This window comes from Amycolatopsis sp. NPDC049253 (assembly GCF_040678995.1).
GTDB lineage: Bacteria > Actinomycetota > Actinomycetes > Mycobacteriales > Pseudonocardiaceae > Amycolatopsis.
On record NZ_JBFAQX010000045.1, the window covers coordinates 20,863 to 34,898 of the forward strand.

Consider the following 14,036-nt stretch of genomic DNA (forward strand, 5'->3'; position numbering starts at 1 on the left):
CTGGACCGGTTCACGGCACCCGGAGGTGTGGATCACACGCCGGCCTGTCACGTTCGCCGGACCTGCGCGGTCTGGCCAGTGATCCACACCCGAAGAGAAATGGGGCAAGACCGATGCGAGTGGCTGTCGCCGGCGGGACCGGGCTGATCGGCGCGCTGGTGGTGCGGAAGCTGACCGCGGCCGGGCACGAGCCGGTGGTGCTGGCGCGTTCGCGTGGCGTCGACCTGACGACCGGCGCCGGGCTCGGCGGGAAGCTCGACGGCTGCGAAGAAGTCGTCGACGTCACCAACGTCCTGTCGGTGCGCAGGAAGCCCGCGGTCGGGTTCTTCGCCGCCGCCACGCGCAACCTCCTGGACGCCGCCGCGACGGCCGGGGCGCGGCACGTGATCACGCTCTCGATAGTCGGCGTGGACGACGTCGACCTCGGCTACTACTTCGGCAAGCGCAAGCAGGAAGAGCTCGTGCGCACCGGCCCGCTGCCGTGGACGATCCTGCGGGCCACCCAGTTCCACGAGTTCCCGGAGCCCCTTGTGGACGGTGCCCGCGGGCCGTTCGTGGTGGTGCCGCAGGAACTGACCCAGCCCGTCTCGGCCGACGAGGTCGCGAGCGCGCTGGCGCGCGGGTCGGGCAGGAGCCCGACGGCTACGTGCGGCCGCTCGCCGGGCCCGAGCGGCTCCAGATGGCCGACATGGCCCGCCGGCTGGTCAAGGCCCGCGGGTCCCGCAAGATCGTGCTGCCGGTGCGCCTGCCGGGCGCGGTCGGCAAGGCCATGACGGGCGGCGCGCTGCTGCCGCGCGAAGACTACGCCCGGGGCCAGCGCACGTTCGCCGAGTACCTGCGCCGCGTCGCGAACCGACTGTCCTGAAAGGACTCCCATGAACACCCTCGCCATCCGGGCGGCCCTGGTGGTCCCGTTCCTCGACGAGCTCGTCGTCGGCGGCTGGAACCAGCTGTTCCCCGAAAGCTTCTACACCACGTTCCCGACGGTGGACCTGAACCCGCCGTTCAGCGAACACTTCGCGCGCGACTTCGGCGGCGCGACGCTGGCCGTCGCACTGGTGCTCGGCATCGCGCTGGTCAAGCCGAGGACGCACTACGTCGTGCCCGCCGCCGGGGCCTTCTCCCTCTTCGCCGTGCCGCACTTCTTCTTCCACCTGGTCGACACGCACCCGCCGGTGATGTGGCAGGCCGTCGTGCTCACCACCGCCAACGCCCTGGTGGCACTCCTCGGCCTGGCCGCGATCCTCCTGGCCGTGCTGCGCGACCGGCGCGCGGCTACTGCGGCTTAGCCCGGTACGGGTCGAGCGCGTCGGCCGGCCCCCTGCCGACGTAGTCGGCGGCCGCCCGCCACATTTCGCGTTTATCCGCCAGCCGCGCGGACGGCGCCGGCCCACTCGTCCGTGGCGACCACGGCGACCCGGTACCAGACGACCGCCGGCATCAGCAGGCCCGCCAGCGCCCCGCCCGTCACCCACGGCAGGCCCGCCCGCCCCGCGACGAGGTCGACGGCGGCGGCCACCGCGACGAGCACGTGGCCGCAGAGCAGGCTCACGACGAAGTCGGCGTTCGTGCGCCCGTCCTCCACCTGCTTCCGGACGGGGTCGGGCACCACGGCGTTCAGCTCGTGCCACAGCACCTGCGAAACGCAGCCGGTAGCGGTGGTGGCCGTACTCCTCGAACCGCCGGATCGCGTTGCCGAACCGCGTGACGACGACCTGCCGCTCGTCGAGCGAGTAGCGGTGCAGGCGCTCGGCGAGCAGCGCGTGCCAGACCGGGCCCTTGCGCAGGTCGCGCTCGAGGTGGGGCCCGAGGACCTGGTGCGCCCGGAACTTCGCCAGCGTCGCCCGGTCCTCCGCGGGCAGCTGACTTTTCCGGCGGGCCAACGCCACCGCGTCCACGCGATTGCGCAACAGGTGCATCCGCGCGACCTGCCTCCGGCGCCGCCGGCGGAACAGCCAGCCCGGCCATGCCCGGGCGTTGCTGGTCGGGTGGATCCTGCCGAGCCTGATCAACGTCGTGGGTTCGGGTTCGCCGTGGCGCCCGCGCCGGGGCGGATCGGGGCGTTGAGGCGTGGACGCGGGGTGGGCGGCCGTCGTGGGGCTGCTGGCCACGCGGTGCGCGGGCTGGTGCCGGCGGCTCTGCAGACGCCGCTCTACCGCGTCCTCGGGGGCTACTTCGCCTAGCACCGCCGCCACCCCGGCTCGCGCACGTCGTCGAGGGGCCGGGGACGTTCGACCGCCCGCCCCTGCCCGCCGCGTCGTACACGTCCGGCTCGAGCGGCGGCCCCGGCGGAGGACCACCCCACGCGCCGCGGCACCTCCCACGTGGGCGGCTGATCCCACGACGCGTGCTGCGCGAACGCCGGTCCCGGCGGCTGCCCGCCGTATCGCGTCGGAGCGTTCTCGACGAACGCGGGCCCCGGCGGAGGACTGCCCGGCCGGCCCTGATTCCGCGGCCGCGGCCTCGGTTCCTCACGTGGATCCACCGCGCCGCCGGGCGAAAACGCCGGTCCCCGTGGCCGGGCACCCTGTTGGCCGCCGCCGGACCCCGACGTCGAACCGCCCGGGCGTTCGACGTCGAAGTGCAGCCCGCCGACAGACGGGCCCGGCGGAAAGCCCGACGGTGGAGTCCGTGCGTCAGGAGCGGCCGGGTGCGGCAAATCCTCGCCGGGAGCGCCGGAATTCGTAGGTCCGTCCTTGTCCGACGTCGTCATCCGCCGCCCACTGTCGTTCGCCGAGCTCGTTCCCCCCTGGGGGAAACGGTTCCGCAATCGAGGGGCGCGGCGAAATCAGATCGATCCCAGATCGGAGGACAGCCAGTGTTCCGGCCGCATCGAAATGACGATGTGCTCCCCGAGGTGGGTTCGCTCGAAGTCCAGGAAGGGCGCGACTTTCTCCGGCGGCAGGTACCGCGACACCATTTCCCGCGTGCGGTCGTCGGTGCTGGGCCCGGTTCCGGTGACCGGGCCTTCCACCGAGACGTAGCGGACGGTGGGCGAGATCCGTTGCACCATCAGGGTGAAGCGCCCCGTCGCGTCGATCGCGCGGGCTTTGCGCGCGCCCGGGGGTGTGCGGATCCACAGATCGCCGCCCGGCGTGTACTGGTACCAGATGGGCACGACGAGCGGGGCGCGGTCGGGGCGTTCGACCACCGACAACGCGCCGACGTGCGGCTCGGCCAGGAACTGTTCGCGTATTTCCGCTGTCAACACCATGACTACGGAGGCTACGCCGGTGGTCCGACGAAAACCGCCGAACCGTATCCTGAAGTCCACTGTGGACTGATAATTCCGGCCGATCGAGACAACCCGTGTAACGCTCATGAAAGCCCCGGCGACTGAACTGGGGTAACCCTTTCGTAACGCCGAGAGGAACGGGGAAAATGACACTCGCCGAAACAGACGACCGCGACCTGACGCTCGCACCGTGACCGCGTCCGGGCAGGACACCGTGCTGGTCGTGGGAGCCGGACCGGTGGGCCTGACCGCCGCCGCCGAGCTGGTGCGCCAGGGCGCGCGCGTGCGGGTGGTCGACCGGCTCGCCGAGCCCACCACGCAGTCCCGCGCGGTCGTCGTGCACCCGCGCACGCAGGAACACCTGGCCGCCATGGGCGTCCTCCCGCGGATGGAACGCGAGGCGTCCGCCGTGACCGCGCTGGAGATCTACGCCGGCCACGACCCGAAGCAGCCCACCGTGCGGCTGGACACCGAGCACCTCGCCACTCGCTACCACCGCATCCTCGACCTCGCCCAGCCACGGACCGAGGCACTGCTCGCCGAACTCACGGCCAACCTGGGCGTGCGGGTCGAACGCGGCGTGACCCTGGAGACCCTCCAGCAGGACTCGACGGGCGTCACGGCCACCTTCACCTCCGCGGCCGGGCGCGACCGGTCCCGCTACGCCTGGGTGGTCGGCGCCGACGGCGGGCACAGCACCACGCGCACGGCCGTCGGCACCCGGATCGAGGGCGTGTTCGAAGGGCAACATTTTCTGTTCGCCGACGTCGCCGCCGAGTCCGAACGCTCACCCGACACCGTGCGAATGTTCGCGCACCCCGACGGCATCGGCGGCGTGTTCCCGATGCCCGGGGGCCGCACGCGGCTGTTGTTCGAAGTCGACCGCCCGGCGCCCGGCGCGGTGCCGACGATCGCCGAGACGCAACAGCTCGTCGACCAGCGCGCGGGCGGCGCCTGGCACGTGACGGACGCCCACTGGCTCACGTACTTCGAGATCCACCACGGCCAAGTGCCCCGCTACCGGCACGGCCGCGTGCTGCTGGCCGGCGACGCCGCGCACATCCACAGCCCCGCGGGCGGTCAGGGCATGAACACCGGCATCCAGGACGCGGTCAACCTCGCGTGGAAGCTCGCCCTGGTCACCACCGGCCGCGCCGATCCCGGGCTGCTCGATTCCTACCACGCCGAACGCCACCGGGTCGGCGCGTCCGTGGTCAAGCAGACGACGCGCATGACCGACGTGATGACGGTCAACGGCCCCGAACGCGCGCTGCGCAACCTCGCGTTGTTCCTGGTCGGGCACCTCCCGCCCGTGCGGGAGGAGCTGCTCTCCGGCATCGCCGAGGTCGACGTCCACTACCGCGGCAGCCCCATCGTCACCGGCCGCGCGACCTCACGACGGCACCCGCATCCCGGCGACCACGCGCCCGACCTGCCCGGCCTGCGCACCGCCGACGGCACGCCGACCTCACTCGACGAGCTGCTCCGCCGGCCCGGCCACCTGCTCCTCACGAGCGTCCGGGACCCGGCGGTCCTCGACGAGTTCCGCGCGGCCCTGGCCGGGCTCGGCACCGTCTCCCCCCTCGGGCCCGGCGGCCTCCAGGACCCGGACGGCTCGTTCACCGACCGCTACGGCACCGGCGACCACGGCCTCGCCCTCGTCCGCCCCGATGGTTACCTCGGCCTCATCACCCGTGAGGGAACTCCCGGAAAGCTGTCCGGATACGCACAGCTCCTGATGCACGGCGCTCAGGCTTCGTTGCCCGGTGGCAGGTCCCGCACATCCTGAAACCCGAGCTGCCGGCCACCACTCGTCGCGGCGGCGAACGGGCTCAGCAGGTACCCGATGTGGTCGCCGGTGTCGTGGCGCGACAGGACTTCGCCGGCGAACCAGTCGGGGCAACCGTCGAGCAGCGGAAGACCACGCGGCCCGGAATGCCAGGCACACAAGGAGAACTTGTCGACGTCGAAGCCGCTGCGCGAACCGAACAGCCGGGCGGGCTCCTCCGCGTCCCGCGTCAGCCGGTGCACGGCGAGCTCCCCCACGCCCGCCGCGACCTCCGCGGTGTGGTTCTCCTTCGACAGCCACACCATGAACCGCGGCGGCGAGATGCTGCACTGCGCCGCGAACCCCACCAGGCAGCCGGCCGGCCGCTCACCGTCGTGACACGTCACGACGTACATCGGGTAGTCGAGCTGTCCCGCCCACCGGTCGAACTGTTCCTCGGCCACGGCTCTCCTCCTCGGGCGGACAGTCAGCGCAGGGGCGCGGCGGCGAGGCCGGCGCACGTCGCGGCCAGCAGCCGGGTCAGCGTCGGGGCGAAGTCACCGGGGCCGACGAGCGACAACGACGCGTCCGCCCGGTACGCCGCCGCGAGCTCGGCCCCGGGATGGGTGACCTGCCACAGCGTGGCGGCGAGGGCGTTGGCCGCGGTGACGACGTCGATCGCCGCGGCGGCGAGGGAAGGCGTCGCGGCGCCGATCGCCGCCGTCAGGACGTCGATCGCCTCTCGGCTGGTCCGCTTGAACTCCACGACGTGGTCGACGTCGACGTCGTGCTCCAGGTGCAGCGGGACGTTGGCGAACAGGTCGCACAGCAGCGGATCGGCGGCGAGGCACTCGACGAGCACTTCCGCCAGGTCCTCCGGCGAGACCGTGCGGCCGCGAAGCTCCTCGGCGACCGCGGCCGCCCAGCTCGCCCAGCCCTCCGCCGCGAGGCGCAGCAGCACGTGCTTGTGCGAGGGGAAGTAGCGGCGCATCGCCGAATGGTGCACGCCGACCTGATCGGCGATGGCCGTCAGCGTGACGGACGCGACGCCCCGCTCCCGCGCGAGCGTGCGCGCCGCCTCCACCAGGGCTTCCGCACGCCGGCGCTTGCTCTCGGGCGAACGCGCGCGCTGGAAGGAAGTCACCCGCGCAGCATAACGCACGACGTGCGCGTTGACAGGACGAGCACGGCGAGGCTAGCTTCCATGTAACGCACAAGGTGTGCGCAAACAGCGGGAGGCTCCCATGACCAGCAAGGTTCTCCTCGTCACCGGCACCACGTCCGGGATGGGCCGCACGATCGCGCTCGACGCCGCGGCGGCCGGATACACCGTCGTGGCCACCGGGCGCGACGAGCAGCGCATGGCCGGACTCGCCGAGGACGCGAAGGCGCGCGGCGTCGCGCTCGACATCCGGTTCCTCGAGATCACCGACCACCCCGCCGTCGCCGCCCTGATCGACGACGTGGCCCGCACCCACGGCCACCTCGACGCCGTGGTCTCCCAGGCCGGCGGCATCTTCGCCCTCGGCACGGCGGAGCAGATCACCATGGAAGGCTTCCGCTTCGTCCTCGAAACGAACTTCTTCGGCAACCTCGCCGTCATCAAGGCCGCGCTGCCGCACCTGCGCGCGAGCCGGGGCCGGCTGATCGTCACGACCAGCGCCAACGGGCTGGTCGGCGCGCCCTACAACGACGCGTACGCGGCTTCGAAGTTCGCACTCGAAGGAGCCGTCGAGTCGCTCGCTCCGGTCGTCGCGCGCCACGGCGTGCGGACCACGATCGTGGAACCCGGGCCGGTGGCCACCGACGTGATGGCCCCGCGGCGCTTCGAGAAGCTGCTGCCCCACGACGCGGTGGAGAACAGCCCCTACCCCGAGCCGTGGGACTTCCTGTCCCGGGTCATCGGCAACACGGGCGGCGTGCAGGCGGTCGAGGAGGTCGGCCCGCAGATCCTCGACCTGCTCGGCCGGGACAACCCGCCGCTGCGGTTCCAGACCGCGCAGTGGGCCCGGGACTTCGTCGCGCCGAAGCTGTCCGCGGACCTCGACGGCAAGAAGGTCTACGCGGCTTCGGAGGCGTACATCGGCCTCGCCGGGTAGCGCCTACGGCAGCAACGGCGCGGGGAGCACCCGACGGTGGCGCGTGACGAACTGCCACACGAGGAAACCCAGTGCCACCAACAGGTAGCTGTTGCCGATCACGTGGTCCAGCGGCCCCCACGACAGCTCGCGGAAGTCGTTGCGGGGCAACAGCGAATGCGGCGCGACGATGAAGATCGCGATCACGGCCGCCAGGCCGGCCACCGCGCGGCCGGTCGTGGCGCGGGCGGCCAGCACGATCGTGGCGGGGACGATCCAGACCCAGTGGTGCGACCACGAGATGGGTGAGCACACGAGGACCGCGGCGGCGTTGAGGAGGAAGGCGACCGGTTCGTCGGCCCGGCGCATGGCCGCCACCGCGAGGAGCACGGCGCCCAGGGTCCCCACGGCGACCAGGACGAGCGTGGGCGTCGCGGGGAGGCCGAAGCGGTGGACGGCGCCCTGGATGGTCTGGTTGGTGGCGAAGATCGAGCCGCTCATGCCCGACGCGCCGGTCAGCCCGCCGCCGAACCAATAGGCCGCGGAAGCCTTCGGGGCCACCACAAAACCAACCGCGCCGGCGGCGACGAACGTGACGAGCGCGGTGCCGAGCGCGCGGAAGTCCCTCCTCAGCAAGAAGAACAGCAGAAACCCGGCCGGCGTGATCTTCACCGCCGCGGCCAGGCCCACCAGCACCCCGCGCGGCAAGCGGGTTTTCGGCCCCAGGCAGTCGATCACGACCAGCGCCATGAGCACGAGGTTGACCTGCCCGAACCACAGCGTCTCGCGCACCGGCTCGAACGCCAGCGACGCCGCCCCGACCACGACCGCAGCCAGCACCGCCGTCCGCCTCCCGGCGCGCGGCCGCACGACGACGTAAACCGTGACACCCAGGGCGGTCAGCGAAATCGCCAGCATCAGCATCGCCGCCACCGGCGTGGGCACCGCGGCCGGCACGAGGAACAGGATCGCGGCGAACGGCGGGTAGATGAACGGCAGGGTCATGCCCGACCGGGTCGGCGGCAGCGGGCCGTAGAGGTCGCGGCCGTGCGCCAGCGCCTGCGCGCCGAAGCGGTAGACCTCCAGATCCACCGGCCACAGCGTGCACACGAGCGCGAGCACGCCCGCCACGAAGACGACCGCCGCGGCCACCAACGCCGCCACGGCCCCCCGGCGAACGGCCGCCTCGTCGAACAGGTGTCTCAGCACTCCGGCCGGTGTCGCGTGCCCCCCAGGGCCTCGGAACGTGATCACCCCGTGATCATCCACGGCGCGTGATCGTTTCACCGAGTCGGGGGCGGTTCGTCACCCCCGGAAGCCGCTGGGCCGAACCCGCCACACCTTCGCCCGGGCGGTGGTGCACACCATGCCCCGGGGCTCGACCGGCGCCGCAACCACGGGCCGCCCCAGCGAATCGGCCGCGTCGAGCCGGGTCACCCACGAGCCGATGGTCGCCCCCGCGCCCGACGCACACCGGCGGCTACCAGCCCGGCTCGGGAAGCGGCCGCCCCTCACCGTTGCGGGACTCGCCGCCCGGCCGAAACCTGCCCGCGAGCCCCGAGCCGGCCACTCGAGTCGTTCACACCGGACCACGCGACGCACCCCGGTCCGGACCACTCCGGATCAGCTGCTCCGACGTGCCGCCGCCGACACCATCCCCAGCGCCAGATCGGCGTAGTACTCCCCCAGCTCCTCAGGCGAATCCGCGCCGTCCAGCCGGTACCAGCGGACCAGGTCGACGCCCAGCGAGAGGATCGCGCGCACGACCCGGTGCGCGTCGACGTCGGGGAAGGCGCCGGTGGTGGTGCCGTGAGTGAGGGCGTCGTGGAAGACGGAGGTGGACCGGCGGCGCAGGCCGACGATCACTTCGTAGTGCTCGGGTGTCAGGGCGCCCAGTTCGTACTGGCTGACGCGCGCGGCGACGTGGTGGCGGGCGTGCCACGAGACGAAGGCGGCGACGAGGGCGCGCAGGTGCTCGGAGGGGTCGGCGCCGGGCGGGACGCGGTTCAGCGCGTCGAGCGAACTTTTGTGCCCGGCGCGGGTGATCTCGAACAGCACCTCCTCCTTGGAGCTGAAGTGCACGTACAGCGCGGCGGGCGAAAGGCCGGCCGCGGCCGTGATGTCCCGGGTCGTGGTGGCGTGGAAGCCCTGGGCGGCGAAGCAGCGCACGCCGCCGGTGAGCAGGCCGCGCGCGGCTTTGCCGAAGCCGGCGTCCCAGAGGTCGGGCGAGTCGTCCGCCAGGTCGGGGAGCGCGGATCGCTGGGCGCTCATCGGGGGTCCTTTCCGTCGGAAGCGCTGCCGGGCAGGCCCTTGCTCCGCCCCACGGGTGTGTGTATCGTCCCACACCACCAGCGATTATGACTATGCGCTTAGTCATTGTCCCAGGTAGACGTTCTGCCGCGATCCGCCGTCGATCGGGAGGAGGACACCGTGGACGTGTCCTGCGCGTTCCCCACCGCCCTGGACTCTCCGGAAAAAATCGCACTCGCCGAGCGACTCGGCTACCACCGGGCGTGGGTGTACGACACGCCCCAGCAAAGCCCCGACGTGTGGATGACCCTCGCGCTGGCCGCCGATCGCACCGAGCGCATCGGCCTCGGCCCGGGCGTGCTCGTGCCGAGTCTGCGCCACCCGATGGTCAACGCCGCCGCCACCGCGACCCTCGCCGCGCTCGCCCCCGGCCGCGTGGCGGTCGCGTTCGGCACCGGCTTCTCCGGCCGCCGCGCGATGGGATACGGCGCCGTGCGCTGGGCGTTCATGGAGTCCTACCTCCGCGCGTACCGCGGGCTGCTACGCGGCGAAACCGTGGAGTGGGAAGGGGCGCGGATGCGGATGCTGCACCCCGACGGCCACGCGCCCGCCCGGCCCGTCGACGTGCCGATCCTCGTCGGCGCGCTCGGCCCCAAGGGCAACAAGGTCGCGAGCGAGCTCGGCGACGGCCTGTTCGCCACGCTGCAGACGCCCGAGTTCATGAAAGACCACCCCTGGGTCGCGTTCCTCGAGTGGGGGACGGTGCTCGACGAGGGCGAGCCCACCGACTCCGCCCACGCGCGCTCGGCCGCCGGCCCGGGCTGGGCGTTGTCCTTCCACGGCGCCTACGAATTCGGCGGCCCCGACGCGGTGCGCGCCCTGCCCGGCGGAGCGGAATGGCTCGAGGTGGTGGAAAAGACACCCGAGGAACACCGCCACCTCACCATCCACTCAGGACACTGCGTCGACCTCAACGAAGCCGACGGCGCCGCCTGGCAGGCGGGCGGCGACGCCACACTGCGCGAGGTGACACTGAGCGGGACCCGCGACGAGGTCCGCCGCAAGATCGACGACTACGCCTCGCGCGGGGTCACCGAGATCGTTTTCCAGCCGTGCGGTCCCGACCTCGAACGCGAGCTCGAGCGTTTCCTCGACGCCGCTGCCGGCTGACCCGAACCCACACCGTCCACAGGGGAATCATGAACCGCGAGACGACCACCATCCTAGAAGGACTGTCCTACCTGGAGTGCCCGCGCTGGCACGAGAACCGCATCTGGTTCGCCGATTTCTACACCTACCGTGTGTGCTCGGCCGCCGAGGACGGCACCGACCTGCGCACGGAAGCCGAGGTCCCGCACCAGCCGTCGGGCCTGGGCTGGCTGCCCGACGGGCGGCTGCTGGTCGTGTCGATGCGCGACCGCCTGCTGCTGCGCCGCGAGCCGGACGGCACGCTCGTGCCCCACGCCGACCTGTCGGGCCACGTCAAGGGCCACCCCAACGACATGGTCGTCGACGCCCGCGGCCGCGCGTTCGTCGGCGAGTTCGGCTTCGACCTCATGGGTGGAGCCCCGCTCGAATCCGCGTCGCTGCTGCGCGCCGACCCGGACGGCACCGTCACCACCGTCGCGCGGGACCTGTGGTTCCCCAACGGAAGCGTGCTCACCGGCGACGGCGTGCTCCTGGTCAACGAGACCTTCGGCAACCGCGTCACGGCGTTCGACGTCGCCGGTGACGGGTCGCTGACCAACCGCCGGATCTGGGCGCAGTTCGGTGACGTGCCGGCGGGCGAGGACCTCCCGGCCGCGATCGCCCAGGTGGTCGTCGGCGCCGACGGCTGCTGCCTCGACGCCGAGGGTGCCCTCTGGATCGCCGACGCCGTGGGGGCCCGCGTGATCCGCGTGCGCGAGGGCGGCGAGATCACCGACGAGATCCCCACGGGCACCGGCGTGTTCGCCTGCATGCTGGGCGGCGCCGACGGCCGCACCCTCTACCTGTGCACCGCGCCCGACTTCGACGAGCACGCGCGGAAGAACGCCCGCGAAGGCCGCTTGGCCGCGGCCCGGGTGGAGGTGCCCCACGCGGGGCTCCCCTGACCGGTCAGGGATTTCCCGCCACGCCTGGCCGGAGAACACGCTGGTGGGCAACGGTTCCGGCGTTTCCCCGGCTCGGTAAGGTGCCTGCAGCCGCGTGAGCTTGGTGCGGCGCAACTGGCTCCCCCGGCAGAGCAGTGGACCTGGGTGCGCTGGATCGACCCCGGGACGGTGAACTCCAGAGAGCCCGCTCCGGGGCGTCGGTCATCCGGGCGCGACCAGGTGCCTTTGACCAGCCCCACCGCACCGCGGGTGTACCTCGTCGCACCCCACGTGCTCTTGATCACGGATCATCCCGATCATCGCCTGATGGAAGACTTTTCCCCGCGGGTCGCGGCGGTCTACGATGGACGATTCTCCTGGGGGAGGAGGGTGGGCGAGGGATGTTCCAGATTCCGGTGACCGCGGACATGCGGCGGTGGACGGTCCGGCTGTGCCAGGACATCGCGGTGTTCGCGTGCACGCCGCTGGTCGAGGACCACACCGCGGCGCGCGCGCTGCCGCGGACCTGGGACGGGCGCGGCCTCGGCCTGCCCGAGCACGACGTCGCGGGGTTCGCGGCGGCGCTGGGCGAGATCATGAAGACGCCGCTGTTCTGGCGGGCCTACCGCGGCACCGCTCGCGGCCCGGAGCAGCTGTGGGCCGAGCCGCACCGCGACGACGAGGACGGGTTCGTGTACTTGAGCGGGCCGTGCGGCGAGGCGTCCGAGGTCGTCGGCTACCGGCCCGTGTACAGCTTCACCATCGCGCTGGCCGACCTGCGCGGGCTGCGGATCCGGCTGGCCGCCTACCTGCGCGACAGCCTCGTCCGCGCCTGATCGTCACCCCGGTTCACCAGGGGCGGGTGGTCGACCGTGCGCGCGGCAGCGAAGCGGCGATGTGCGTGACCTGCCGGACCTGGATCCACGGGCTGGGCGTACCGGACGTCGCGCCGGGGCTCGGCGCTGACGAACGTCAGCGCCTGCGGCCGGCCGGTCACGTCAGCCGGTAGACGCGTTCGGCGTTGCCGCCGAGCACCGCCTCGAGCACGCTCGGCTCGAGCCCGAGGCCGGCGACGGCCTTGAGGTTGACGCCGGTGCCGGGGGACGCGGGCCAGTCCGTGCCGAAGATCCACTTCGCCGCGATGCGGTCGAGGTCGAACCGGTCGTAGTACTGCGGCAGCTTGCGCGGCGGCAGGCCGGCGATATCGAGCCAGACGTTCGGCCGGGCCAGCGCCATGAAGCCGGCGACCTCGTAGCTCCAGCCGCGCCCGCCGTGCGCGAGGACGACGGTGAGGTCCGGGAAGTCGCGCAGCACGTCGTCCATCAGCACCGGGTCGCCGCGGCGGCCGCTCGCGCCGGGGAACGAGCTGGGGCCGGTGTGCGTGATCACCGGGATCCCGCGTTGCTCGCATTCGGCGTACGCCGGGTAGAGCTCCCGGTCGTTCGGCGCGAAGTTCCCGTGGACCGGGTGGATCTTCAGGGCGACCGCGCCCAGGTCGAGCTGCCGCCGCAGCTCGGTCACGACCGGATAGTGCAGGTGCGGGTTGACGTTGGCCACCAGGCGGAACCGCGTCGGGTTGTACTCGAGCACCGGGAGCAGGTCCTCGGGCGGCTGGATGCCCGTGACCCGCGGGCTGTGCTCGGTGAACAGCAGCGCGCGGTCCACCCCGCCGGCGGCGAACAGCGCGTCGATCCGCTCCGGGACGATCGCGCCGTCCGGCCCGTACACGTACTCCACCTCCGCCCGGTCCGACGCGGGGCTGAGCCAGGTGTCCCAGCCGAGCTTCAACGTCGGGAGCCGCGCCAGGTGCACGTGAGCGTCGACGATCATCCGCGCGATCCTGCCAGTCGGGTTCCGGTGAACGACCAGCCGGTTCTACCACGGGAAGCGGAGGCGCCACGAACGGCGTCGGCGACGTCACGGGACAGAACTACGCCGTGACCCCCACCAGCCGGAGCGCGAACCGGCTGTACTGCCACACCAGCGCGTCCTCGGATTGCTCGCCGTCGGCGCGGTACCAGACCGCGACGCCCATGCCCAGGTCGAGGACCGCGTACGAGGCCAGGCGGACGGAGTCCACCTGGAACACGCCCGCGTCGACGCCGGACTGGACGACCGCGCGGAAACAGGCCTCGTACTCGGTGCGCAGGGCGAGGACGCGGGTCAGGTGCGGCTCGGCGAGGCTGCGGATCTCGCGGGTGCCGACGAAGGCCTCCAGCCGGTGCCGGGCGTGGTAGCGGACGTGGGCCTCGGTGGCGCGGCGGAGGCGTTCGACGGGGTCGGCGACGCCGGTGACGGCGGCGCGGTGGGCGGTGAGCAGGTCCTCCATGGTCGTGACCATGATCGCCACCAGCAGGTCCTGCTTGGCGGCCACGTGCTTGTACAGGCTGGGGCCGCGGATTCCCACGGCGGCGCCGATGTCACCCATGGTGGTGCTCTCGAACCCCTTGCGGGTGAACAGCTCGAGCGCGGCCTCACGGATGTGGCCGGACCGGTCCACGCGACCTCCTTTCGGCTAACGCAGGATAGCCGACGCGCCGCCACCAGGGTGACTGACGCCACCGCACTGTGACACAGCAGGAGAACCCGCCTATAGTCATCGGCTAATAGTCATTAGCCGATGGGAGAGCGCC

Annotated in this window: 16 protein-coding genes; 8 read left to right on the forward strand and 8 right to left on the reverse strand. The window is 72.3% G+C overall.

What is annotated here, in order from left to right; all coding sequences use genetic code 11:
• Nucleotides 1-113 precede the first annotated feature (113 nt).
• A complete protein-coding gene (locus AB0K15_RS45280; RefSeq protein ID WP_364066798.1) occupies nt 114-773 on the forward strand; it encodes an NAD(P)H-binding protein in 660 nt (219 codons plus the stop codon).
• Between the two features lie 102 nt (nt 774-875).
• Complete coding sequence (locus tag AB0K15_RS45285; RefSeq protein WP_364066800.1) at nt 876-1,289, forward strand: hypothetical protein; 414 nt, start codon at nt 876-878, stop codon at nt 1,287-1,289.
• A gap of 71 nt (nt 1,290-1,360) precedes the next feature.
• Here AB0K15_RS45285 and AB0K15_RS45290 read toward each other — a convergent pair whose 3' ends face one another.
• Complete coding sequence (locus tag AB0K15_RS45290; RefSeq protein ID WP_364066802.1) at nt 1,361-1,636, reverse strand: hypothetical protein; 276 nt, start codon at nt 1,634-1,636, stop codon at nt 1,361-1,363.
• A 25-nt stretch (nt 1,637-1,661) separates the two neighbouring features.
• Between AB0K15_RS45290 and AB0K15_RS45295 the strand changes: the two genes are divergently transcribed.
• Nucleotides 1,662-2,183, forward strand: coding sequence for a hypothetical protein (locus AB0K15_RS45295; protein ID WP_364066804.1), 522 nt, complete (start codon nt 1,662-1,664; stop codon nt 2,181-2,183).
• 605 nt (nt 2,184-2,788) lie between these two features.
• Here the strand turns inward: AB0K15_RS45295 and AB0K15_RS45300 are convergent.
• Nucleotides 2,789-3,214 (reverse strand): pyridoxamine 5'-phosphate oxidase family protein, encoded by a 426-nt coding sequence (locus AB0K15_RS45300; protein ID WP_364066863.1) that lies wholly within the window; start codon nt 3,212-3,214, stop codon nt 2,789-2,791.
• A 211-nt stretch (nt 3,215-3,425) separates the two neighbouring features.
• Here AB0K15_RS45300 and AB0K15_RS45305 point away from each other — a divergent pair, with 211 nt between their 5' ends.
• Entirely contained in the window at nt 3,426-5,024 is a 1,599-nt protein-coding gene (locus tag AB0K15_RS45305) for an FAD-dependent monooxygenase (protein ID WP_364066806.1), read from the forward strand.
• On the opposite strand, the gene AB0K15_RS45310 is transcribed toward AB0K15_RS45305, so the two are convergent.
• Nucleotides 4,985-5,467, reverse strand: coding sequence for a flavin reductase family protein (locus AB0K15_RS45310; RefSeq protein WP_364066808.1), 483 nt, complete (start codon nt 5,465-5,467; stop codon nt 4,985-4,987). The two genes, AB0K15_RS45305 and AB0K15_RS45310, sit on opposite strands and share 40 nt — an antisense overlap.
• Before the next feature lie 23 nt (nt 5,468-5,490).
• On the reverse strand, nt 5,491-6,147 hold the full coding sequence (locus AB0K15_RS45315) for a TetR family transcriptional regulator (RefSeq protein ID WP_364066810.1): 657 nt from the start codon (nt 6,145-6,147) through the stop codon (nt 5,491-5,493).
• A gap of 100 nt (nt 6,148-6,247) precedes the next feature.
• On the opposite strand from AB0K15_RS45315, the gene AB0K15_RS45320 reads away from it, so the two are divergent.
• Entirely contained in the window at nt 6,248-7,102 is an 855-nt protein-coding gene (locus tag AB0K15_RS45320; RefSeq protein WP_364066812.1) for an SDR family NAD(P)-dependent oxidoreductase, read from the forward strand.
• A 3-nt stretch (nt 7,103-7,105) separates the two neighbouring features.
• Here the strand turns inward: AB0K15_RS45320 and AB0K15_RS45325 are convergent, their stop codons facing one another.
• Together AB0K15_RS45325 and AB0K15_RS45330 are read right to left on the reverse strand one after the other, a co-directional pair.
• Complete coding sequence (locus tag AB0K15_RS45325; RefSeq protein WP_364066814.1) at nt 7,106-8,290, reverse strand: glycosyltransferase 87 family protein; 1,185 nt, start codon at nt 8,288-8,290, stop codon at nt 7,106-7,108.
• Between the two features lie 414 nt (nt 8,291-8,704).
• A complete protein-coding gene (locus AB0K15_RS45330) occupies nt 8,705-9,352 on the reverse strand; it encodes a TetR/AcrR family transcriptional regulator (protein ID WP_364066816.1) in 648 nt (215 codons plus the stop codon).
• 159 nt (nt 9,353-9,511) lie between these two features.
• Between AB0K15_RS45330 and AB0K15_RS45335 the strand changes: the two genes are divergently transcribed.
• The 3 genes from AB0K15_RS45335 (at nt 9,512) to AB0K15_RS45345 (ending at nt 12,239) form a co-directional block, all read left to right on the forward strand.
• Complete coding sequence (locus tag AB0K15_RS45335; protein WP_364066818.1) at nt 9,512-10,501, forward strand: LLM class flavin-dependent oxidoreductase; 990 nt, start codon at nt 9,512-9,514, stop codon at nt 10,499-10,501.
• Nucleotides 10,502-10,530: 29 nt separating this feature from the next.
• Nucleotides 10,531-11,424 carry an SMP-30/gluconolactonase/LRE family protein gene (locus AB0K15_RS45340; protein WP_364066820.1) on the forward strand — a complete coding sequence of 298 codons (894 nt, stop codon included), beginning with the start codon at nt 10,531-10,533 and terminating at the stop codon, nt 11,422-11,424.
• Nucleotides 11,425-11,804: 380 nt separating this feature from the next.
• Nucleotides 11,805-12,239 carry a hypothetical protein gene (locus tag AB0K15_RS45345; RefSeq protein WP_364066822.1) on the forward strand — a complete coding sequence of 145 codons (435 nt, stop codon included), beginning with the start codon at nt 11,805-11,807 and terminating at the stop codon, nt 12,237-12,239.
• A gap of 157 nt (nt 12,240-12,396) precedes the next feature.
• On the opposite strand, the gene AB0K15_RS45350 is transcribed toward AB0K15_RS45345, so the two are convergent.
• Nucleotides 12,397-13,233 carry an amidohydrolase family protein gene (locus AB0K15_RS45350; RefSeq protein WP_364066824.1) on the reverse strand — a complete coding sequence of 279 codons (837 nt, stop codon included), beginning with the start codon at nt 13,231-13,233 and terminating at the stop codon, nt 12,397-12,399.
• Nucleotides 13,234-13,333: 100 nt separating this feature from the next.
• Nucleotides 13,334-13,903, reverse strand: a complete 570-nt coding sequence (locus AB0K15_RS45355; protein WP_364066826.1) for a TetR/AcrR family transcriptional regulator — start codon at nt 13,901-13,903, stop codon at nt 13,334-13,336.
• Nucleotides 13,904-14,036: the final 133 nt, after the last annotated feature.

Excerpts from the sequence above, each read along its gene's own strand:
- AB0K15_RS45280 (WP_364066798.1), top strand. The coding sequence starts at position 114 with ATGCGAGTGGCTGTCGCCGGCGGGACCGGGCTGATCGGCGCGCTGGTG.
- AB0K15_RS45285 (WP_364066800.1), top strand. The coding sequence starts at position 876 with ATGAACACCCTCGCCATCCGGGCGGCCCTGGTGGTCCCGTTCCTCGAC.
- AB0K15_RS45300 (WP_364066863.1), bottom strand. The coding sequence starts at position 3,214 with ATGGTGTTGACAGCGGAAATACGCGAACAGTTCCTGGCCGAGCCGCAC.
- AB0K15_RS45320 (WP_364066812.1), top strand. The coding sequence starts at position 6,248 with ATGACCAGCAAGGTTCTCCTCGTCACCGGCACCACGTCCGGGATGGGC.
- AB0K15_RS45330 (WP_364066816.1), bottom strand. The coding sequence starts at position 9,352 with ATGAGCGCCCAGCGATCCGCGCTCCCCGACCTGGCGGACGACTCGCCC.
- AB0K15_RS45340 (WP_364066820.1), top strand. The coding sequence starts at position 10,531 with ATGAACCGCGAGACGACCACCATCCTAGAAGGACTGTCCTACCTGGAG.
- AB0K15_RS45345 (WP_364066822.1), top strand. The coding sequence starts at position 11,805 with ATGTTCCAGATTCCGGTGACCGCGGACATGCGGCGGTGGACGGTCCGG.
- AB0K15_RS45350 (WP_364066824.1), bottom strand. The coding sequence starts at position 13,233 with ATGATCGTCGACGCTCACGTGCACCTGGCGCGGCTCCCGACGTTGAAG.